This window comes from Photobacterium makurazakiensis (assembly GCF_050336715.1).
Lineage (GTDB): Bacteria > Pseudomonadota > Gammaproteobacteria > Enterobacterales > Vibrionaceae > Photobacterium > Photobacterium makurazakiensis.
Genome location: NZ_JAKJSJ010000088.1, coordinates 1 through 21092, shown reverse-complemented (window position 1 = coordinate 21092; position 21092 = coordinate 1). Strand labels below are relative to the sequence as shown.

17 protein-coding genes and 1 riboswitch are annotated in these 21092 nt (G+C 42.6%); of the genes, 12 read left to right on the top strand and 5 right to left on the bottom strand.

The features are described 5' to 3' along the window. Nucleotides 1-141 precede the first annotated feature (141 nt). From L4D09_RS26670 to L4D09_RS26650, 5 genes are all read left to right on the top strand, one after another. Nucleotides 142-1899 (top strand): bifunctional metallophosphatase/5'-nucleotidase, encoded by a 1758-nt coding sequence (locus L4D09_RS26670; RefSeq protein WP_428460577.1) that lies wholly within the window; start codon nt 142-144, stop codon nt 1897-1899. An 826-nt stretch (nt 1900-2725) separates the two neighbouring features. Further along, nucleotides 2726-3004 carry a hypothetical protein gene (locus L4D09_RS26665; protein WP_428460576.1) on the top strand — a complete coding sequence of 93 codons (279 nt, stop codon included), beginning with the start codon at nt 2726-2728 and terminating at the stop codon, nt 3002-3004. A 71-nt stretch (nt 3005-3075) separates the two neighbouring features. After that, complete coding sequence (locus L4D09_RS26660; RefSeq protein WP_428460575.1) at nt 3076-4074, top strand: efflux RND transporter periplasmic adaptor subunit; 999 nt, start codon at nt 3076-3078, stop codon at nt 4072-4074. Nucleotides 4075-4086: 12 nt separating this feature from the next. Then, complete coding sequence (locus tag L4D09_RS26655) at nt 4087-5325, top strand: ABC transporter permease (RefSeq protein WP_428460574.1); 1239 nt, start codon at nt 4087-4089, stop codon at nt 5323-5325. A gap of 9 nt (nt 5326-5334) precedes the next feature. After that, the gene (locus L4D09_RS26650) at nt 5335-6015 is read left to right on the top strand and encodes an ABC transporter ATP-binding protein (protein ID WP_428460573.1); all 681 of its coding nucleotides are present in this window, start codon (nt 5335-5337) and stop codon (nt 6013-6015) included. 122 nt (nt 6016-6137) lie between these two features. Here L4D09_RS26650 and L4D09_RS26645 read toward each other — a convergent pair whose 3' ends face one another. From L4D09_RS26645 to L4D09_RS26635, 3 genes are all read right to left on the bottom strand, one after another. Beyond that, complete coding sequence (locus tag L4D09_RS26645; RefSeq protein ID WP_428460572.1) at nt 6138-7322, bottom strand: MalY/PatB family protein; 1185 nt, start codon at nt 7320-7322, stop codon at nt 6138-6140. Nucleotides 7323-7619: 297 nt separating this feature from the next. Then, nucleotides 7620-8987, bottom strand: coding sequence for a CoA-disulfide reductase (locus L4D09_RS26640; protein WP_428460571.1), 1368 nt, complete (start codon nt 8985-8987; stop codon nt 7620-7622). A 72-nt stretch (nt 8988-9059) separates the two neighbouring features. Continuing rightward, a complete protein-coding gene (locus L4D09_RS26635; RefSeq protein WP_428460570.1) occupies nt 9060-10478 on the bottom strand; it encodes a cation:dicarboxylate symporter family transporter in 1419 nt (472 codons plus the stop codon). 626 nt (nt 10479-11104) lie between these two features. Here L4D09_RS26635 and betI point away from each other — a divergent pair. From betI to choV, 6 genes are all read left to right on the top strand, one after another. Beyond that, entirely contained in the window at nt 11105-11698 is a 594-nt protein-coding gene (gene betI / locus L4D09_RS26630) for a transcriptional regulator BetI (protein WP_428460569.1), read from the top strand. Nucleotides 11699-11739: 41 nt separating this feature from the next. Continuing rightward, nucleotides 11740-13200, top strand: coding sequence for a betaine-aldehyde dehydrogenase (gene betB / locus L4D09_RS26625; RefSeq protein ID WP_428460568.1), 1461 nt, complete (start codon nt 11740-11742; stop codon nt 13198-13200). A 109-nt stretch (nt 13201-13309) separates the two neighbouring features. Continuing rightward, nucleotides 13310-15016 (top strand): choline dehydrogenase, encoded by a 1707-nt coding sequence (betA, locus tag L4D09_RS26620; RefSeq protein ID WP_428460567.1) that lies wholly within the window; start codon nt 13310-13312, stop codon nt 15014-15016. 116 nt (nt 15017-15132) lie between these two features. Further along, complete coding sequence (locus L4D09_RS26615) at nt 15133-16083, top strand: choline ABC transporter substrate-binding protein (RefSeq protein ID WP_428460566.1); 951 nt, start codon at nt 15133-15135, stop codon at nt 16081-16083. A 113-nt stretch (nt 16084-16196) separates the two neighbouring features. After that, entirely contained in the window at nt 16197-17045 is an 849-nt protein-coding gene (gene choW / locus L4D09_RS26610; protein WP_428460565.1) for a choline ABC transporter permease subunit, read from the top strand. 2 nt (nt 17046-17047) lie between these two features. Beyond that, nucleotides 17048-18250 carry a choline ABC transporter ATP-binding protein gene (gene choV, locus L4D09_RS26605; protein WP_428460564.1) on the top strand — a complete coding sequence of 401 codons (1203 nt, stop codon included), beginning with the start codon at nt 17048-17050 and terminating at the stop codon, nt 18248-18250. A 135-nt stretch (nt 18251-18385) separates the two neighbouring features. Here choV and ribB read toward each other — a convergent pair whose 3' ends face one another. Further along, the gene (ribB, locus tag L4D09_RS26600) at nt 18386-19063 is read right to left on the bottom strand and encodes a 3,4-dihydroxy-2-butanone-4-phosphate synthase (protein ID WP_428460563.1); all 678 of its coding nucleotides are present in this window, start codon (nt 19061-19063) and stop codon (nt 18386-18388) included. Nucleotides 19064-19193: 130 nt separating this feature from the next. Continuing rightward, nucleotides 19194-19362, bottom strand: a riboswitch (FMN riboswitch). A gap of 99 nt (nt 19363-19461) precedes the next feature. After that, nucleotides 19462-20412: a hypothetical protein gene (locus L4D09_RS26595; RefSeq protein WP_428460562.1), complete on the bottom strand. Its 951-nt coding sequence runs from the start codon at nt 20410-20412 to the stop codon at nt 19462-19464. Nucleotides 20413-20683: 271 nt separating this feature from the next. Between L4D09_RS26595 and L4D09_RS26590 the strand changes: the two genes are divergently transcribed. Then, on the top strand, nt 20684-20875 hold the full coding sequence (locus L4D09_RS26590; protein ID WP_428460561.1) for a hypothetical protein: 192 nt from the start codon (nt 20684-20686) through the stop codon (nt 20873-20875). Nucleotides 20876-21092 lie beyond the last annotated feature (217 nt).

Genomic DNA, 21092 nt, shown 5'->3' with positions numbered 1-21092 from the left:
CTTCTAACTATAATACGTAAAAAAAGAATGATAATTATCACTTTAAAGAGTTAAAACGAAAGAGATGTAACATAAGCAATGTGATTTGCATCATGCTGTAATATGATGTACCGAGAATAAGACGGAGACATTATTACGATTATGAGCACTAACCGCCCTGCGAAAATTACGATAGCCCACATTAACGATACACATTCACATTTTGAACCGTCGTCTGTTTCTCTAACGCTACCCCGTGAGGTACTGAATTCAGAGACATCGGTTTTTTCCAGTTGTGGTGGATTCTCGCGTGTTTCATCTGCGGTGCAAGATGTTAAACGACAAGCATACTTAAATGACCGTGAATTTATGTTTGTTCATGCTGGTGACTGCTTTCAGGGAACCTTGTACTTTTCACTGTACAAAGGCGTGGCCAACGCCCGTTTACTCAATGCTATCGGTATAGATGCTATGGCTTTGGGGAATCATGAATTAGATATGGGCAATAATGTGGTTGCCGATTTCATGGATCTCGCTAATTTTCCATTATTAGCGGGTAACTGGGACTTATCTAAAGAGCACCAAACTAAATCCAATCCACTATTACCAAAAGAAAATGTACTCGCTTTTGATAACAAAGCTGGGCACGCAAAATACCTGGTGAAAGATGTTGCTGGAGAACCTGTTGCGATCTTTGGTCTCGCAATTGAAAACATGGCTGGTATTGCAAACCCTGATCCAGATACGGCATTTTTAAATGTTGTTGATGTTGCAAATAATACGGTGACCGCATTAAATTCGAAGGGTATCAACAAAGTCATTATTTTGAGCCATCTAGGTTATGAGCGTGATTTAGAACTTGCTGCTCAGATAGATGGTGTCGGTGCAATTATTGGTGGCCATACTCACACAATGCAAGGTGACTTTAGCAATGTAGGTTACGGTGTCACTGATTCTTATGGCCAGATGATTGCTGGTACTTGTGTTGTACAGGCAGGCTGTAATGCACTTGCACTTGGTCAGCTTGAAATTGACTTTAATGCTGATGGCTCTATTGCAAAAGCGGATGGTATCAACCAGTTATTGTTAGGGCGCCAGTTTACATTAGATGCAAGCCGTAATGAGCACCTTGAAAGCACCAGCCATGATGCTGTAAAAGCATATTTGCTTTCACAGCCGAATGTACGTTTTTGCATTAAAGACCCACATATAGAAAATTTACTGAATGAAGATTACCGGCCAGCAGTGCGTAAACTTCAAACACAGCATGTCGCGGAAATTGTCGAGCCACTTCGCCACATTCGAGTACCTGATCATAGAGGTGGAAGTCAGATAGCACCTTTAGTTGTCGACAGCTTTGTATGGCAGGGGCGTCAACTTGGTTTTGCGGTTGATTTTGGTATTCATAATGCTGGTGGCGTAAGGGCATCGTTACATAAAGGCGTAATTACGTCAGCGGATATCTCAGGCCGATTACTGCCTTTCGCCATTGGCTTAATGGTTTATCAAGTGAAAGGCCGTCAAGTAAGAGCTGCCCTTGAAGGTGCGATTGATAATGCAATTGATAATGGAGTAGAAGGAACAGGCAGTGGCAGTTTCCCTTATACTTCACACTTGCGTTATACCTATCGTTGCTGCGCAGAGAAAGGTCAGCGCATAGAGGGGCTGCAAGTATTAAAAGCAGGGACTTGGTGTGATATCGATGACGATGAGGTTTATTCATCAATTTCTTCAGGTTACACCGCAACAGGTAAAGAAGGTTATGGTGCGCTGCTTGATTATGACGTTGAACCTATTGCGATAAACCGAACGATGGCAGAATCATTTGAGGCTTACGCTCAGCACCAATGTACTCTCTATGCGCCTAAAGCTGAATTAGCACAATTTATTCCCTGTGGGTGCAATTCTATCGTTGCCTAGCGAATAAATAGCGTTGCTGTAATTCCTTTGGGCTTACCAAATTTTTATCCGTTATAAATAAAAAACCGATTTCTGATCGGTTTTTTTTGTTTTTTCCTAAAGTATCGTTTTGCACTGACGATAATATATACAGTTAGGTTGTATGTTATTTTATGGTGAGCTAATTTCATTTCAATTTAAGAGCGAGATTGATAGGGAATTTAGCATAATGGAGAAAAGTAATGACTCGAGATTGGTTTGATATGATGTTAGTGGGCGGTTGGGTTTCAGCGTGGGGCGTTATTGTTTATTTCATTCCAGCGATTGGTGTGTGACAACATGGCGCACGGTTTAATGGTGGGTTGAATTATCACAAAACTTATTAAATAGAAAAGTTTCTAAGTAAAGTTCCCTCAAGAACAACCCATACTAATGTTTTTTAGGAAAACCTAGTTTATGTATGAATTAACGTCCAGTTTTTTGTGCAGTTTTCCCCTTTATTCTCGATGCATATATTTATTGAAAGCATTGATTTGGCGAACTTGACAAAATTGAGCAGATATTATTCAGTTTGTTTTGAAAACGCCGTCATAAAAAATCCGGCCATAACTGACGTTGTAAGTGATTATAAAGTCTCTTTAAAATCATTTGATTACCAAGAACGATCACCATTACGAATGGCTTCGACGTTTATGATTCATTAAATCAGTCTCAGAGTTAGGATGGGTATTCATCTTGCTTTTTTGCATTTTTATTGTTCAATACCTATAAATATTACCGTGACTAAGGGAATAGGCAGATAGAGACACAGGAGTGACCTCAGTATTATTATTAGGATATTATTCCAATGAATATTAAAATAGTTGGCCTTTTAACTGCTTTTGCTCTAGTAGTTGCTGCATCAGGTGCTCATGCATATAGCTATAAATCCTATTACAAACACGATTACAAACCTTCTTATAAATCTGATTACAAACCTTCTTACAAACCCGATTACAAGCCCCGTGCAAAATCCAAAAGCTGTAAATACGACCGTGGGTATTCAAGCAAGAAATACTATGGATCTAAAAGTAAAAAACGCGGTTATTACAAAAGTAAAAAAAGTTGTGACCGTTACTATGGCTAGCGGTTAAACCTAAGGTAGCGGGGCTCTAGTCCGCTACCTAATTTGCGTTTTTTACTGGAGTAACGTTATAGATGCATCCATTCAGCTGGTATCGCCCGCTTATACTACTTTTATTACCATTGCTTCTTGCTTGTGATGGTTTTTATAAAGAAACGCTATCTCCCCAAGCTACCGACTTAATACAAGCCGACCAGCAAGATATCAGTCACGGCTTTGACATGTTGGTAATAGCCTCCGGTACTTTGAAACCCGTTGGAGAAGTCGAAGTTGGCTCAGAGGTTTCCGGTCGGATCACTGAACTACTGGTTGACTTTAATGATGTTGTCCAGAAGAACCAGGTTATTGCTCGCATTGACCCGAAATTCTTTGAAGCACAATTACGCCAGGCCGAAGCTGCATTACTTAATGCCAAGGCGGTTTTAGATATGAAGAAAGCCTCCTTACGTCAGTCTTCGCGTTCTTTAAAACGAATCAAAACCCTCAATAAGAGAAATGCAGCCTCTGAAAACAAATTAGACGAGGCTGAAACTGAAGTATGGGTAGCAAGTGCTGAATTGGAACAAGCGAAGGCGGTAGTTAGAAGCCATGAAGCAGTGCTTGAGGAAGCAAAAGTTACGTTGTCCCGTACCGAAATTCTTGCCCCAATCGATGGTGTAGTCATTTCTCGTGAGGTTATGAGTGGACAAACCGTTGCTGCTAGTCTTGAGGCTCCCAAATTATTCAAAATAGCTCATACATTGGGTGAGATGGAAATTCACGCAAGAATTGATGAAGCCGATATTGGCCAGATCAGAGTAGGACAAGAGGCAGTTTTTACGGTACCAGCATACGGCGAGCGGCGCTTTATTGCCAAAGTCGAACAAATACGGGTTGCGCCGATAATAGTCGATAACGTCGTCACGTATACCGTTGTTTTGTTGGCTGAAAATAGTGGTGATTCATTGTTACCCGGTATGACTTCCGTGGTTGAGATCACAACAGGTGAGACTGCTGACAGTGAGATTGATAATTATACTTCACGGCTAGAGGAGCCTATAACACCTAGGCTGGAAACGCCAAATGACATTTAGGAATTGATGGCTATGAGTTACTGGTTGTATCTGACCAATGCATTGAGAATTATCTATCGTCACCGTCTTCGCAGTTTTCTGACGATATTAGGCATCATGATTGGTGTGACTGCGGTTGTGACTGTCATCGGCGTCGGTGCTGGTAGTCAGCACCAAGTATTACAGCGCGTGGAAAGCTTGGGAGCAGATCTGCTGTTTATAGAACCAGATGTTATGGAAAACGGCGGAGTACAACTTGAAGATCGATCCTCTAACCTCACTGTACAGGATATAACTGCCATTCGTAGCTTGGTACCAAATATATTAGCAGCATCTCCGTCAGTCTATGCTGAAGCTCGGGTGCTTTATGGTGCACGAAACTGGTTGAGCAGGATCCAAGGTACAAACCGTGACTATTTGTTGCTTAGAAAATGGGAATTAGCCCAAGGACGTATGTTTACTGAGTCAGAAGAGTTACGTGCCCAAAAAGTTGCAGTGCTTGGTGAAAGTGTTGCCAAAGAATTGTTCGATTTTAGAAATGCCGAGAGTCCCATAGGAAAAACGATACGGATAGGAAAAACCCCATTTAAGGTCATTGGTGTTTTAAAGCGAAAGGGACAGGCTCCAGGAGGTATGGACCAAGACGATAGGGTACTTGTACCTATTTCAACGGCTAAGCTTCGTATCATTGGTTTAAGTAAAACTCGCCCAGGGGCTATCCACTATGCTCACATACGGGTTGATGATAGAAGCAAGATAAATGAGAGTATTTACGATATACAGCGTGTATTACGTCGTCAGCATCAGATTCCGGTGACTCACCCCGACGACTTTATCATTAACGACTTGACCGAAATTCAGGAAAGTATGACCGAAGCGACGAGATCATTGACCTTTTGGTTAGCATCGGTAGCGGCGATATCTTTGGTTGTCGGGGGCATCAGTATTATGAATGTAATGTTGGTGGCCGTTCGCGAGCGAACAGAAGAAATTGGTTTGAGACGGGCTGTAGGGGCAACTCATAAAGATATAAGAAATCAGTTTATTATTGAGGCAACTTGCCTGACGACTATTGGTGGACTGTCGGGGCTTGTTATAGGGTCGGGATTAGTGTTCGTCATTGCACGAATGCGTGATTTTCCCGTGATGATCACGCCAAGTGCTCTCATTTTAGCCCTTGGTTCGGCTGCTATTATTGGCATTCTTTCCGGGCTTTATCCGGCCTTACTGGCATCTAGGCTCGATCCTATTCGGGCTTTAAAACGGGAGTAGCGATTGAAGATGGGAAACGCAGTAACCCCTTTGGTTCAACTGGACGCTGTGAGTCGAATATATCAGATGGGCAAGACAGATGTCATTGCTCTGCGATCTATCTCTCTATCAATAGACTCGGGTGAATACATTGCAATTACCGGTACGTCAGGTTCAGGTAAATCTACCTTATTACAAATTATTGGATGCTTAGATACGCCTAACGAAGGGCGTTATACATTGAACGAAACTCGAGTAGACGAACTATCAGATTATGCTCTTTCTCATGTTCGAAATGCCCAGATTGGATTTGTTTTTCAGGCTTTTCACCTGATGCCTCATCTTAATGTTTGTGAAAACATTGAACTACCTCTTCTTTATAGAAAGCTAACGAGTCAACAGAGAGATAAAGAAGTAAAGGCAGCACTGGGTAAAGTAGGACTTAATAAGCGGGGTTTACATAAGCCACATGAACTGTCTGGTGGTGAGCGGCAAAGGGTTGCGATTGCCAGAGCACTGGTGGGCTCCCCATCTTTATTGCTAGCAGATGAGCCGACAGGAAACCTTGACCATAAAACTGGTGATGAAATTATGCACACTATTGAGGGTTTAAATAAAGAGGGCGTTACGGTTTTAGTTGTTACACACGATCTTAAAAGGGCCAAGCGAGCGGACAGACTTATTGAAATGCAAGATGGCCGAATTCTGTAAGGGGCTTGATGTCGGTGATACCGTGTCATTTGGTATACCTCCCATTACTTCAGTAAGGGAAGTATCTAACGATAAGCGGCCATGTGGCCGCTTAGTGTGTCTACATGGTGCTGTTTGGATTATTACTGGTTGTTACTGGAGCCATTTATGGCGGACTTAAGTAATTCAAATGATGCTTGAACTTGGTCTAGCGGTGAAGCGAAGTTCATACGATAGAAGTTTTCATTCGGCTCACCAAACCATGTGCCTGGTGTGAGTGCCATTTTGGCTTGCTCAGTCAGTAATGATTTAAGCGCAGAAGCTTCTAAACCTAGTCCTGAAAAATCAAACCAAATCTGGTTGGTACCTTCAGGGGAAAATGCCTTCACTTGTGGGAGTTCACGCACCACAAAATTCACAATCCAATTTCGGGTGTTTTGGGTGTAATTCAAGAACGCATCAAACCACTCTTTACCATGCTGGTAAGCCGCAATAGTGGAGTAGGTAGTAAATGCATTACCATGGTCAAGAGACATGGATGCTGACGTCGCTTTGATCTTTTCGCGTAATACCTGATTATCGCTGTAGATATACCCGTTAGATATACTATTTAGACCGAAGTTTTTAGCTGGAGAGCCAATAATGGTTAGGCTGTTGTCATAATCTAATGTTGTCATACTGGTGAAGGTTGAACCTTCAAAAATAATATCACCGTGTACTTCATCACTAATGATGATCGTCTGATATTTTTCAGCAATCGCCACCAGTTGTTCTAGCTCTTCTTTGGTCCATACACGACCAACAGGGTTATGTGGGTTACATAGCAACACCATTTTTACTTTGCCGCTCTGTAATTGTTGTTCGAATTCTTCAAAGTCCATAACATAACGATCACCTTCAATTTTGAGTGTGTTATTCACGGCGTTTCGACCTGCTGATTCAATCAATCGGCGAAATTGATGGTAGACAGGTGTTTGAATCAATACGCCATCTCCTTCTTGTGTGAAATCACGGATCAATAATGCAATTGCACTTAATACACCAGGCACTTGAACAAAGTGATCAGGGCTTAGGGTGATGTTGTGTCGTTCTTTATTCCACTCAGCAATTGATTGAAAAACAGTTTTTGAATCGAACTCATACGAGTAAGTTTCACGACGGACTAATTGCTGCATTGCCTTGCTAATTGGTGAGGCAATTGGAAAATCCATATCTGCAATCCAATACGGTACAACATCGTCGCCACCGTAAATTTGGTTGAGCATTTGGCTATCGCGCTTAATGAATTTGTCAGTAATGTGTGCATGAGTAGGTGTTACTTGAAACATGGTGTTCTCCAGTCATTTTCGTTTTATACAACTAAGACGGACTAATAAAGAAAAAGACGTAGCAAAATAAAATTAATTTCCAAAAAAGTGGAAATATTGGCATGAAGAGGGAGTTAGAGATTAAGAAAGCATGAATATAAGGATAGAGGTGTTGATATATCCATGCATGTAACCAATGTATCAGTCACATGCGGCATTACTTATACGATGTAATAGCAGCATGTGACTTAGCATTGGTATGTGTTTAATGGATTAACAGCGATGTGTGTTTGGCAATAATATCAGTGTATTAAAGGTTCACTTTGCAACATTGCCTGCCACGTTTAGTGCATCCCATGTTCTGGCGAACGGTGGAGCATAACTAAAATCAAGGTAGCCTAATTGCTGCGTTGTCATCTTGGCTGTTATCGCCACGCTTAGGGCATTAAGGCGTCCTACTGCACCTTTCTTACCCACAACCTCCCCACCTAATAAGCGTTTAGATTCAGGGTGATAGAACAATTTTATTTTTATATCTTCTTGCCCTGGATAATAATCGGTTTGGTTTTTATCTTTAATGACTGACGTTTTGACGACCATTTGATGTTGATTCGCAAGCCATTCAGATACACCTGTACTTGCCAGTTCAAAGTCCAGCACCTTTAAAGAAGATGAACCTAAAAAGCCATCGAGGTAAACCTCATTGCCTGCCAATTTATCTGCCATCATTCGTGCTTGTTTATTCGCAGTAGTTGCGAGAGGTAGATACACGGGTTTGTTCAACACGAGGTGGTTAACTGTTGCACAATCGCCAACTGCATAAATGTTTGCAGTAGGTGTTGAACCATACTCATCAACCAAAAGTGCGCCATTGGCAGCTTTCGGTAAATCAAACATCGCTGTATTGGGCTTTAAACCAAGGGCTAAAATTACAATATCGGCTTCGATTTCATCACTGCGTCCTCCAGAGCTATTAGTGGTCGATATGATGTAACCATTCGTTCCGTTATCACTGATGTAATTAACTTGCGTACCTGTCATTAGGCTAGTACCTGTCTTCCGAATAGAGGCCTCAACGTCTGCTATCATTTCTGGGCTAAATTGTCGGCTCATTATGTGCGCTTCACGCTCAATGAGAATGACCTCTTTACCTAAATCATGGGCTGCATCGAACATCTCTAATCCAATAAAACCCGCTCCGATGATAGCAATGCGCGGTTTATCGGTGTTTTGCAATGCTTGTTTTACCGCAATGCCGTCTTCCATGCTGGTTAGCGTGTAAACATGAACTGGGTTGTACTTTATCTTCTTACTGTTACCCGCGTAAGCCGTAAAGTCGGGTACGATTGGGCTAGCGCCTGTTGCGATGATCAGCTTATCGTAATGAAGCTGTTGCTGCTTTTCATTATGTAAGGTTGTAACAGTTTGCTCTACAGGGTTGATGCCAATGACCTCGGTGTTTACGCGAACATCGATACCTGAGTCTATGGCTTGTTGCGGTGTACGTGAAATCATACGATCAGTATCGTCAAACTTCTGTCCAACAAAATACGGTAAGCCACAAGCACCGAATGAGAGATAACTGCGCTTTTCAATGACGATAACATCATTATTGGGTTGGTTTCTTCTGTATTTAGCTGCAAAGCTCATACCCGCAGCGCTGCCACCTAAAATAACGACTTTCATAGTAATAACTTCTTATTGATAGGGCACCAAGTAAGGTGCCCTTTAGATTAATTGAAACAAAGCAACGTGAGATTAAGCGACGATTTCATTGTTGGGATTATCTTGGTTAGATAATGTTTCTTGAGCGTTATATTGCTCGATATCCAGAGAGTCGTTGCGCTTAGCGGTGATCACACCTGATAACATGGAGCCTGAAATATTCAGTGCTGTACGCGCCATATCAATCAAGGCTTCGATAGAGACTAAAATGGCGACGATCGTGATATCTAACCCCATGATGGTAAGAACTGCTACAGCTGCGAAAGTCGCGCCGCCACCAACGCCAGCGATGCCGAATGATGCGATCGCAATTACTGCAACAAGCTGTAGGATGAAGCTTAAGTCAACGGTGATACCCATAACTTGTGCTGCCATAATAGCGAGCATTGCAGGGTAAATACCGGCACAACCATTTTGTCCAATGCTAGTGCCGAATGTCGCAGACATATTGGCGGTTTCTTCATCGACCCCTAAACGCTGAGTTTGCGTGTCAACATTTAGAGGGATAGCCGCCATGCTTGAGCGAGAGCCAAAGCCGAAGACTAATACCGGCCAAGTTTTTTTCACGAATGTTTTAGGCGACAAACCAAATAAGGCGACCAACACAAGGTGAATAGCGAACATTACACCAATGGCTGCATAGCTTGCCATGAGGAAGCGACCCATCTCTGCTAGTGCAAATAGGTCATTAGTCATCATGAACTTTGTCATTAGAGCAAAGACGCCATAAGGAGTTAACTTAAGAATTTCGCGCACCATCGACAGCACGACTTCTTTAGTTGCATTGATGAAGTCGACAAAGCTTTGGACTTTTTCCGGTTTACGTTTTTTCACCTGAAGAATGCTAAAACCCAAGAACATACCAAACAGCACGGTAGATAGAGTCGATGTTCTTTCAGCGCCCGTCAGCATCTCAAAAATATTAGTTGGAATGATAGACAACACCAAACTGGTCAAATTGTTATTCGACATTAATTCTTGGGTTGATAACAGCGCGTCACTGCGTGCTTCTATCTCATTGTTAGTCCCCATTACATTGACTAGGCTGTTTGCATCGATATTAAACAAATAGATACTAGCAATACCGACCACGGCAGAAATAGCAACGGTCACAATCAATACCCCAATAATCTTGGGAGCGATTTTTGATAATGCGCCATTACCTTCAACGTTCATTATTGAGGCTGTCATGGCAACAAATACCAACGGTATAACTATCATTTGTAGCAGTTTGATGTAGCCGTTACCGAAAATGGAAATCAGGTCAGAAAATTGCGTGCTAATTTCACCGTCCGTGCCCAACATCACTTGAATGGCACCACCAAATAACAAACCGCCGACCAATGCGCTGAGTACGCGGTAGTTAAAGCTTTTCTTGCGCGATTTCAAGCGGGATAAAACGGCATAAAATCCCAAAAAGGCAACAATTAGCGTGATTAAGATTACGCTCATGTAAGGCTCCTAATATTCAATAATTCATAAGAGGGCCACGAAAAAACGTCTGTTTATTTCTGTGACCAGATATTGCTTGTCATCCGAAACATCACAGCCCATATAGCTGTAATCCGGTGAAGTAATGCCTGTAAGACGAATCAAGAAAAAAAAAGACGCTAAAAACTGAAGTAAAATTACAAATAAAATTTTTTGAACTATTTATTTTTTGCGCTGATTTCACCACCAAGTCTTAATACGATAAACAGGTAAAGGTTGTCTTTGACGATCTTTATTGAATACAGAACCGGTCAAATTTCACCACTATATATTGACTTGGTGCGCAACTTTTTGTGTTTGATTCTATGTTAATAGGTGTTGGCGGATGTATGCTTCTGGATAAATTTCAATCAATCATCATGTCAGCGAACCAAGATTAGATGTTTTTAGTACGAAACATTTAAAATATTCACAAATTCTAACGAATACGTAAAAATAACTATTATTCAGGTGTTTATGTGCTGTTGTGTTTTTCTATACCTACCATAATTGATTACTGTACGAAACATTCTTTTTGACTTCCTTTCAAGAAGATGTAAACCTATTTTTAATTAAACGTTCAATTAAGAAACATTTGGATAACAGCTATGCCGAAGGTAGGGATGCCAGAAATACGTCGACCACAACTAGTTGAGGCGACAATGAGTGTTATTGATGATGTCGGCTTATCGAATGCCAGTGTCGCTTTGATCAGCCGAAAAGCAGGTGTTTCTCCTGGGATTATTAACCATTATTTCGGTGGTAAACATGGTTTATTGGAAGAGACCATGCGCACGGTACTACGTCAATTATCGGCCACATCGATCGAGTACCTTCGTGCAGTTGACAGTAACGATGTGACAGCAAGGATCACAGCAATTGTTGCTGCTAACTTCGATGGCTACCAAGTCGACAGCAAAGTGACTAAAACATGGTTGGCATTCTGGGCACAGTCAATGCACGATCAGGATTTACATAGGCTGCAACGTGTAAATGAGCGTCGCTTATTGTCACACCTTCGCGCTGAACTGAAACAAGTCTTACCCGCAGATAGAGCCGTCTTCGTTGCGCAGGGAATTGCCGCATTAATTGATGGGATCTGGCTTCGAGGCGCACTGAACCCTAAAGGAATTTGCCCCGAGAAAGCACAGCAAATCATTTCTGATTATTTAGAAAAACAACTTACACCTTATTCAATCTAATAATTAACCGTAATAACATTATTAATTTTCAAGGCATTTTTATGAAAATGAAGTCCCTTTACATCCATGGACAAGTAACTGATACCACATCTGGTGAGTCATTTATTACTTCTAACCCTGCAACGGGAGAGCCAATCGCGGAAGTTGGTCAAGCATCAATGCAAGATGTTGATCGCGCTGTAGCGTCGGCGCAAGCAGGCTTCAAAATATGGTCAGCAATGAGTGGTATTGAACGTGGACGTATTTTGATGCGTGCGGTAGCCATTCTACGCGAGCGCAATGACGAATTAGCGAGTCTGGAAGTCAAAGATACAGGGAAACCTATCCAAGAAGCGGCCGAGGTCGATATTGTTACTGGTGCGGATGTTATCGAATACTACGCGGGGCTTGCCGCTACAATACAAGGACAGCAACAAGACTTGGGACACGGTCAGTTTTTCTATACCCGCCGTGAACCATTAGGTGTTTGTGCCGGTATTGGTGCTTGGAACTATCCAATTCAAATTGCAATGTGGAAATCGGCTCCGGCATTGGCTGCAGGTAATGCTATGGTGTTTAAGCCTTCGGAAGAAACGCCATTGTCGGTATTAAAATTAGCCGAAATATTCACAGAGGCCGGTGTTCCCGATGGCGTTTTCAACGTTGTTCAGGGTGATTATCGTGTAGGGCAAATGTTGTCTCGCCATCCAGACATTGCCAAGGTTTCTTTTACGGGTGAGTCAGGTACAGGCAAGAAAGTGATGGCTGACGCAGCTGGTACGCTTAAAGATATTACGATGGAGCTGGGTGGTAAATCGCCATTGATTATCTTTGATGATGCCAAGCTCGATAACGCAGTGTCTGCTGCTATGTTGGCTAACTTTTATACCCAAGGTGAAGTTTGCACTAATGGAACCCGTGTATTTGTACACGATGCGATTTACGACGATTTCATTGAACAACTAGCGCATCGAACCAACAAGTTAGTTATTGGCGACCCTGCCGATATGTCGACTCAAATCGGTGCACTTATTTCTGGCGAGCATCTCGAAAAAGTGCTCGGCTTTATTCAAGCGGGTAAAGAGTCTGGTGCACGCCTTATTTGTGGCGGTGAACGAGAAATTAGCAACGGGCTCGATAAGGGATATTTTGTTCAACCGACTATTTTTGCCGATTGTACCGATGATATGCCACAGGTTCAGGATGAGATTTTTGGTCCAGTAATGTCAATTCTACGCTTCAGCGATGAAGATGAAGTGATCAAGCGAGCAAATGCAACGCAATACGGACTTGCTGCGGGTTTGTTTACTCAAAACCTTTCTCGTGCCCACCGTGTTATTGCCCAAATAGAAGCGGGGATCTGTTGGGTGAATACTTGGGGTGGCTCACCGGCAGAAATGCCAGTGGGTGGCTACAAGCAATCGGGCATTGGCCGTGAGAATGGAATCGAAACACTCAATCACTACACCCAGAACAAGAGTGTAATGATTGAGCTTGGTGATTTGGAGTGTCCCTACGAATAAGCCAAGAAATACCTGCAATTCAGGAGTCCCCAGCGAGGTATTCCACATAACTGCAGGTATTACTAGCGACGGGCTTCACTCTTAATTGCTGAATCGAAAGGGAAATCAAATGAACACAACATACGATTATATTATTGTCGGGGCAGGGTCTGCAGGCTGTGTACTGGCCGACCGTTTAAGTGCGTCGGGCGAACACAACATCTTACTGCTTGAAGCTGGTGGAAGTGACAAAAGCATATTTATTCAAATGCCAACCGCGTTGTCATATCCAATGAACAGCGAGAAATATGCATGGCAGTTTGAAACTCAGCCCGAGGCTGGGCTTGATAACCGTAGCCTACATTGTCCACGCGGCCGTGTATTGGGTGGCAGTTCATCGATAAACGGTATGGTATATGTACGTGGTCATGCATGTGACTATGACGAGTGGGTAGAGCAGGGAGCGGAAGGCTGGAGTTATCAGGAATGCCTACCATATTTCCGTCGTGCTGAATCATGGATTAGCGGTGAAAATGACTACCGAGGCGGTGATGGTCCTGTTGCAACCTGTAATGGTAACGACATGGCGCTGAACCCGTTATATCAAGCATTTATTGATGCAGGACAACAAGCGGGTTACCCGAAAACGGACGATTACAATGGCTATCAGCAGGAAGGCTTTGGCCCAATGCATATGACGGTCGATAAAGGTGTACGTGCATCGACGTCAAATGCCTATCTACGCCGTGCCATGAAGCGTAATAATCTGACAGTAAAGAAGGGCGTTGTGACGCGCAAAGTACTGGTTAAAAACAAACAAGCGATAGGCGTTGAAATTGAGCTCGGCGGTAAAGTGCAGTCGGTTTATGCCAACACCGAAGTATTGTTATCTGCAGGCTCAGTTGGATCGCCGCAACTTCTTCAGTTATCAGGTATTGGCCCTAAAGCGGTATTGGAGCAAGCTGGCATTACCGTTGAACAAGACCTACCGGGTGTAGGCGAAAACCTACAAGATCACCTTGAAGTGTATTTCCAATACGCTTGTCACCAGCCTATAACGCTGAACAGTAAACTTGGATTGGTGAGTAAAGGGCTAATTGGAACGCGTTGGATCCTGAAAAAAGATGGTTTAGGGGCAACTAACCATTTCGAATCATGTGCTTTTATTCGCTCTCGTGCTGGTCTGAAGTGGCCCAATATTCAGTATCACTTCCTGCCTGCAGCTATGCGGTATGACGGTCAAGCCGCCTTTGATGGTCATGGTTTCCAAGTCCATGTTGGACCTAATAAACCGCAAAGCCGAGGACGTATTTGGATTACATCAGACGATCCTCATCAAAAGCCAAATATTGAATTTAATTACATCAGTACTGAACAAGATGTACAGGACTGGCGTGATTGTATTCGCCTGAGCCGTGAAATTCTCGCTCAGCCCGCGATGGATGAATATCGCGGTGAGGAGATCCAGCCAGGTGTAGATATCAATAGTGATGACGCGATTGATGCTTGGGTACGTCAGAATGTGGAAAGCGCTTATCACCCATCTTGTACCTGCAAGATGGGATCAGATAGCGATGTAATGGCAGTGCTTAACCAAGACTGCCAAGTTCGAGGGATCGACTCTCTACGTGTAGTTGACTCTTCAGTATTTCCTACCATTCCAAACGGCAACCTTAATGCGCCAACCATTATGGTCGCTGAAAAAGCGGCAGACGCCATTTTGGGGAATACACCACTCAAGGCTCCAAACGTACCCACTTGGATAGCACCGCAATGGGAAACACAACAGCGTAATGGGGCAGCTCAACGTCCTATGGCGAATATAGAAGATAATTAATTAACGAGTTACCAGATTTGGCTGGGAACGTTTTTACGCTTCCTATGGGTTTTTGCACCCTAAAACGGCCAGTTGCGTGAAGCAGCTTCAACAGAAAAAGGATAAAAGGAAAAGTCATGAAGACGAATACAGTCATTAAGCACACAGTTATTAGTAGTACAGCTTTATTATTAAGCCTTTCGACATCAACGGCTTTTGCCGCTCAATGTGACACGGTACGTTTCTCAGACGTAGGTTGGACCGATATTACCGCGACAACCGCGATTACCAGTGAAGTACTTAAAGGGCTTGGCTACGAAACATCAACGCAGCTTTTGTCTGTTCCGGTCACATACTCTTCCATGGCAAATAACGATATCGATGTTTTTTTAGGTAACTGGATGCCGACGATGGAAGCGGATATTGCTAAATACCTTGAAGACGGATCGGTTGAATCGGTTCGAGCTAACTTAAAAGGGGCAAAGTACACCTTAGCGGTACCTCAGTATGTGTACGATGCTGGTGTACGTAGCTTTGCTGATTTGGCAAAACATAAGTCGGAATTCCGAGGGCGCATTTACGGTATTGAACCAGGTAATGATGGTAATCGTCAGATTCAAGACATGCTAGATCAAAATGCATTTGATCTAAAAAGCTTTCGTTTAGTTGAATCCAGCGAAGCAGGCATGATGTCGCAAGTTAATCGTGCGGTTAACCGTAAGCAATGGATCGCATTTCTAGGTTGGGCTCCTCACCCAATGAATAGCAATTTTGACATAGCCTACCTAGACGGCGGTGATGATTTCTTTGGTCCTAATTATGGTGGAGCGAGTGTACATACCAATGTTCGTCAAGGCTATCTTGAAACGTGCCCGAATGTAGGCCAGCTATTACAAAACTTAAGCTTTAGTCTGGAGATGGAAAATCAGTTAATGGGTTCTATTTTAGACGACAATATTAAACCAGAGTCAGCTGCTAAAACATGGTTAAAAGCGAACCCGCAAGTATTAGAAGAATGGCTTGAAAAAGTAACGGCACGCGATGGCAGCAATGCTGGTGAAGCCGTTAAAATGTATTTAAATATTTAATATAAAGCTAAAAGTTAACTCGTTAGCACAATAATTACGTGCTAGCGGGTTTTACTGTTCATATATACAGTGTTAACTGAAATGAAAACAATATGGACCATTAAGGAGTAACAATGGACTTTATTACAAATCACAAAATCCCATTAGGTGATTGGATGGCGACTTTTGTGGATTGGCTAACCTATAATGCTGCGGGTTTCTTTGACTCTTTATCATATACCCTAGAGTCAATGATTATGCTGTTGGTTGAATTATTCAAATGGTTTCCGCCAGCAGTCCCTATTTTGATGACGGCTTTACTTGCATGGTTCCTTCATCGAAGCCTTTCATTGGTCATCTTTGTTGTTGCAGCACTATTGCTGATCATGAACCTTGGTTACTGGGAAGAGATGCTAGAAACGTTTGTTTTGGTACTCAGCGCAACCGTCGTTTCAGTATTAGTGGGCGTGCCGATAGGCATAGTTGCAGCACATAAGCCCTGGTTGTACACCATTTTGAGGCCGATACTTGATTTAATGCAGACAATACCAACGTTCGTTTATCTTATTCCAACGTTAGTGTTGTTTGGTTTAGGCGTTGTTCCTGGCCTTATCTCGACCATTATTTTTGCTATTGCCGCGCCAATTCGTCTGACTTACTTAGGTATTAGCCGAGTACCGGAAGAATTGGTTGAGGCAGGGAAAGCATTTGGTGCCAGCCGAATGAAGTTGCTGTTCAAGGTTGAGCTTCCAGCGGCGATGCCAAACATTATGGCAGGGATCACGCAGTGTATTATGTTATCACTCTCAATGGTGGTGATCTCTGCGCTAGTCGGGGCTGATGGGCTGGGTAAACCCGTTGTGCGTGCACTTAACACCGTGAATATCTCGCAAGGGTTTGAAGCTGGACTCGCGATTGTTTTGGTTGCGATTATTTTAGACCGTTTATGTAAAACACCGGCTAGCCAACGTAAAGAGGGATAACCATGAAAGCAATTAGTATAAAAAACTTGGATGTTATCTTTGGTCAGCAAACTGCAACCTCTTTAGAGATGCTTGATAACGGCAAAAGTCGTCAGGAAATTATCGATGCTACGGGCGATGTGGTCGGCGTTCACGATGTTAGCCTTGATATAGAAAAAGGTGAGATTTGTGTCTTAATGGGCTTATCGGGTTCAGGAAAATCGAGTTTACTTCGTGCAATCAACGGGTTGAATACGGTGACTCGCGGTTCACTTAGCGTACAGGATGGTGAGCAGTTTATTGATCTTGCTAATTGTGACAAAGCTGCACTTCGCCACTTACGTACCGAGCGGATTTCGATGGTATTTCAAAAATTTGCCTTAATGCCTTGGTTGTCTGTAATAGACAACGCTGCATTTGGCCTAGAAATGCAAGGGATCGGTAAAGTAGAGCGTCGCCGCCGTGCAGAAGAAATGCTCGATACCGTTGGCTTGTCGGAATGGAAAGATAATTACCCCCATGAGTTATCAGGTGGTATGCAGCAACGCGTCGGGCTAGCGCGAGCATTCACCATGGATAGCGATATTTTGTTAATGGATGAACCATTCTCTGCGCTTGATCCTTTAATAAGAAGTCAACTTCAGGATGAGTTACTTGAATTGCAGCGTAAGCTAAATAAAACCATCGTGTTTGTTAGTCATGATTTGGATGAGGCACTTAAACTAGGCAATAAGATTGCTATTATGGAATCTGGGCGCTTGATTCAGCATGGTAAGCCAGAAGAGATCGTACTTAACCCTAATACAGAGTATGTCGCGGAATTTGTGGCTCATACCAATCCGTTGAATGTGCTTTGTGGGCGTTCATTAATGACAGGTGCTGGCGAGCTTGAATTACAAGATAATAAACTGGTGCTAAGCCATCATAATCAAACTTATATAGATACCGATCACCAAGGGCATGTGACCTCAGTAACCCGTAAGGGTAAGGACTTAACACTGCATGCGTGGCAGGAAGGAGATTGTTTTGATGGACTGAAAGCAGATAGTTTAGTGATCACCACTCCAGACATATCCATGCGAGAAGGGCTAGAAATTCGCTATCGCACAGGGCAACCTGTTTTATTGGCTGAAGATGGACCATTGGTTGGTGTGCTAGGCGACAATGATTTTTATCACGCTCTGCTAGGTAAACATTTTTCACTTGAAGCGGAAGCAAATGTGTAATTTGGTTTAAGCTTCAACAGCGTAGTATATGCTGCACGACCATCTAGACCTAGATCGCGTAAAAGCGTTTTGACTAAAAAAGCCGAGCACCGCTCGGCTTTTATACAAATCGTTTTACTGGTTCGAAGTAACGAATTAAACAGCCGCTTCTGCTACAGATTCAGTTTTCTTCGCTTCTGTCGCTAAGCGATAAGCAGCAAGATCTTCAATGGTCAAAACGGGCATGTTATGTACTTTACCAAACTCAATTACTTCAGGTAGACGTGCCATTGTGCCATCAGGGTTAGTGAGTTCGCATAATACACCGTATGGCTTTAAACCAGATAAACGCATTAGGTCGATGGTAGCTTCAGTATGGCCACGGCGAGCAAGAACACCATTTGGGTTTGCTTTCAGTGGGAAGACATGACCTGGACGGCTTAAATCAGATGGTTGTGCATTATCAGCAATTGCGGTTTTAATGGTAGTAACACGATCGGCTGCAGAAACACCTGTTGTTACACCTTTCGCCGCTTCAATTGTCACAGTAAAACCTGTTTCGTTTGCACTGGTATTATTTTCAACCATCATTGGCAAATCAAGTTGCTGCACACGTTCATCGGTTAGGCAAAGACAAACAATACCTGAGCATTCGCGGATCATCAGCGCCATTTGCTCAGCAGTTAGTGTTTCCGCTGCAAAAATGATATCGCCTTCATTTTCACGATCTTCATCGTCAACAACAAGTACACCGTGACCTTGACGAATAGCTTCAAGACCAGCTTCAACACGCTCAAAAGGGGTGCCGTAAGGGGTAAGTAGAGACTGATTCATGGTAATAAAACTCCAAATAATAATGTTTACCAGAATCAGGGCATGGAAAGTCAGCAAAATAGCGTGCAGCGACCCCATGAAAATGAGATCACATAAGACAGAATGGTGATCATTCTGTCTTTGCTATTGCTGAAATCCTCTTTCATCCGGACTATAACCGTCGGCTCTGGAATCATACCTTTTGGTACTGCACCAGATCTGCTGTCCTTACTACTTAGAAAGCAGTAAGCGCTCGCGGGCTTTCTCAAAATAATGAGACTACCGCCGGTGGGGAATTTCACCCCGCCCTGAGAATTCGTGGGCAATATAGAAAATTCAATCTGTGAGTGCAAGGTAAACGATTATTTTTAATCGATTAGTTTGACCTAGATAGGCTATTGAGTATTAAGTAGACACGACTAATGACTAGAAGCGATTTCACTTTCCTGCTGTTTACGTTTTTCTAATCTAGGTTTAAGCCAGCGTATAAATAGTGGAAGTGCAGATGTGGGAATCTGAATCGCACCCATTAAAATGATGAATTCAGGCCCAAGATAACTACCTGCAACGGTATAGGTTAGCAGTACATTACGATTAACAGATGCAGTCGCTGCCAATATTGCTGCATTAGTGTCGCCTTGCTTGCGGAATAGAAAGTATCCAACAGCAAAAAAGAGAACACATAAAGCGACGCCTACCGCACTGTAAAATAAGCCAGAACTTAACGATTGGTCGAACACGCCTCTAAAAGGTCCAACAAGGCCAAAAGGAAAGGAGAACACCAAAATGATTGTTACTTGAGAAAGCTTTTCGTGCACTCGCAATAATAGTGGATTGGGCACGAAGCGATAGACGATAGCCGAAAAGAGCATTGGACCTGCAAGAAAAATCAGTAAACGTTGCGCGTAGCTAACCAGATCTAATTGGAAGTCGTTATCTTGAAAAATTAATAGGTTGATAAACAGAATAACGGGCATGGCTAACGTAGAGGCTATCGTCATTGCCATTGCTTCAAGTGTATCCAGCCCAATAGAGCGAGCGATTGCTGGTGTAGCAAAAAGCGATCCCGTTGCTGTCACTCCTGCGATAGCGAGCATGAAGGAGTCAGAGCCACCAATTAACTTCGCAATTGTGCAGCTTATAATGGTCAACAATACTGAATGAACAAATGTGTAGCGCCAAACGTTAGCTTTGAACAATGTTTTTACTAGTTGGTTTTGATTCATCCCTAACAAGGTCAATAGCATCAGGAAGAAAAGGACCTGTGGCAGATAAGGAAAAATAGCGGCAGATAAGCTAGGAAATAGGAACCCAGCGACTCCTGCCAATATGAGAAATACGGACGAATGTTTTGCAAGGAAGGAAAGCATAAAAAAATCATTATAGTTAACTTGTTAAGTTATTGTTACCTGAAAGGCTAATTGATTGCAAGGTTATTAGTTATTATGCGAATAAAGAGTATGATTATGCGTAAATTCCGTATTGTACTGAATTAAATTTCAGGCGTGAAAGTCTTGATTTAACGATGCGTTAACGCATTAGATAAACTAATCCCAAAGGGGAAATAATGTCACTTTGTGTCGATAAAACAGGCAGTTAAAATGGTTGCAGTTCAAAAATAAAACAAAATAAGAGGCAATCATGGCACAGGCAATGAATTTTGACACCATCGCAACGACAACCGCTTTGGACAAAAAAGCCTATGCGGTTAATATCAAAGGATTGATTGCACACGCATTGGACATCGTATTTGGTGGTTCAAAAGCACCAAAGCAATATAATGTTTCTGATCTACCGGTTCACATTCAAAAAGATATTGGTATGTACCGATAGCTCATCGCACTAAAAGCATGAATTAGAAACGTCGACCTAGGTCGGCGTTTTTTTATGGATTAAAGACTCTGTAATGAATTAATTTTACTCATCAATAAATGGCTGATGAAGGTTTTATTTGATACGTTATGAATATTGTTTGGTGAATGAAAAAATTTATCTAGAAGTGTCATTTTACGCTTGGTGGTTACTTGTGTAGTAAAACCAACATATATCC

Bases quoted from the DNA above. Each gene is read 5' to 3' on its own strand.
- L4D09_RS26670 (WP_428460577.1), top strand. From the start codon at position 142: ATGAGCACTAACCGCCCTGCGAAAATTACGATAGCCCACATTAACGAT.
- L4D09_RS26665 (WP_428460576.1), top strand. From the start codon at position 2,726: ATGAATATTAAAATAGTTGGCCTTTTAACTGCTTTTGCTCTAGTAGTT.
- L4D09_RS26660 (WP_428460575.1), top strand. From the start codon at position 3,076: ATGCATCCATTCAGCTGGTATCGCCCGCTTATACTACTTTTATTACCA.
- L4D09_RS26655 (WP_428460574.1), top strand. From the start codon at position 4,087: ATGAGTTACTGGTTGTATCTGACCAATGCATTGAGAATTATCTATCGT.
- L4D09_RS26650 (WP_428460573.1), top strand. From the start codon at position 5,335: ATGGGAAACGCAGTAACCCCTTTGGTTCAACTGGACGCTGTGAGTCGA.
- L4D09_RS26645 (WP_428460572.1), bottom strand. From the start codon at position 7,322: ATGTTTCAAGTAACACCTACTCATGCACACATTACTGACAAATTCATT.
- L4D09_RS26640 (WP_428460571.1), bottom strand. From the start codon at position 8,987: ATGAAAGTCGTTATTTTAGGTGGCAGCGCTGCGGGTATGAGCTTTGCA.
- L4D09_RS26635 (WP_428460570.1), bottom strand. From the start codon at position 10,478: ATGAGCGTAATCTTAATCACGCTAATTGTTGCCTTTTTGGGATTTTAT.
- betI (WP_428460569.1), top strand. From the start codon at position 11,105: ATGCCGAAGGTAGGGATGCCAGAAATACGTCGACCACAACTAGTTGAG.
- betB (WP_428460568.1), top strand. From the start codon at position 11,740: ATGAAAATGAAGTCCCTTTACATCCATGGACAAGTAACTGATACCACA.
- betA (WP_428460567.1), top strand. From the start codon at position 13,310: ATGAACACAACATACGATTATATTATTGTCGGGGCAGGGTCTGCAGGC.
- L4D09_RS26615 (WP_428460566.1), top strand. From the start codon at position 15,133: ATGAAGACGAATACAGTCATTAAGCACACAGTTATTAGTAGTACAGCT.
- choW (WP_428460565.1), top strand. From the start codon at position 16,197: ATGGACTTTATTACAAATCACAAAATCCCATTAGGTGATTGGATGGCG.
- choV (WP_428460564.1), top strand. From the start codon at position 17,048: ATGAAAGCAATTAGTATAAAAAACTTGGATGTTATCTTTGGTCAGCAA.
- ribB (WP_428460563.1), bottom strand. From the start codon at position 19,063: ATGAATCAGTCTCTACTTACCCCTTACGGCACCCCTTTTGAGCGTGTT.
- L4D09_RS26595 (WP_428460562.1), bottom strand. From the start codon at position 20,412: ATGCTTTCCTTCCTTGCAAAACATTCGTCCGTATTTCTCATATTGGCA.
- L4D09_RS26590 (WP_428460561.1), top strand. From the start codon at position 20,684: ATGGCACAGGCAATGAATTTTGACACCATCGCAACGACAACCGCTTTG.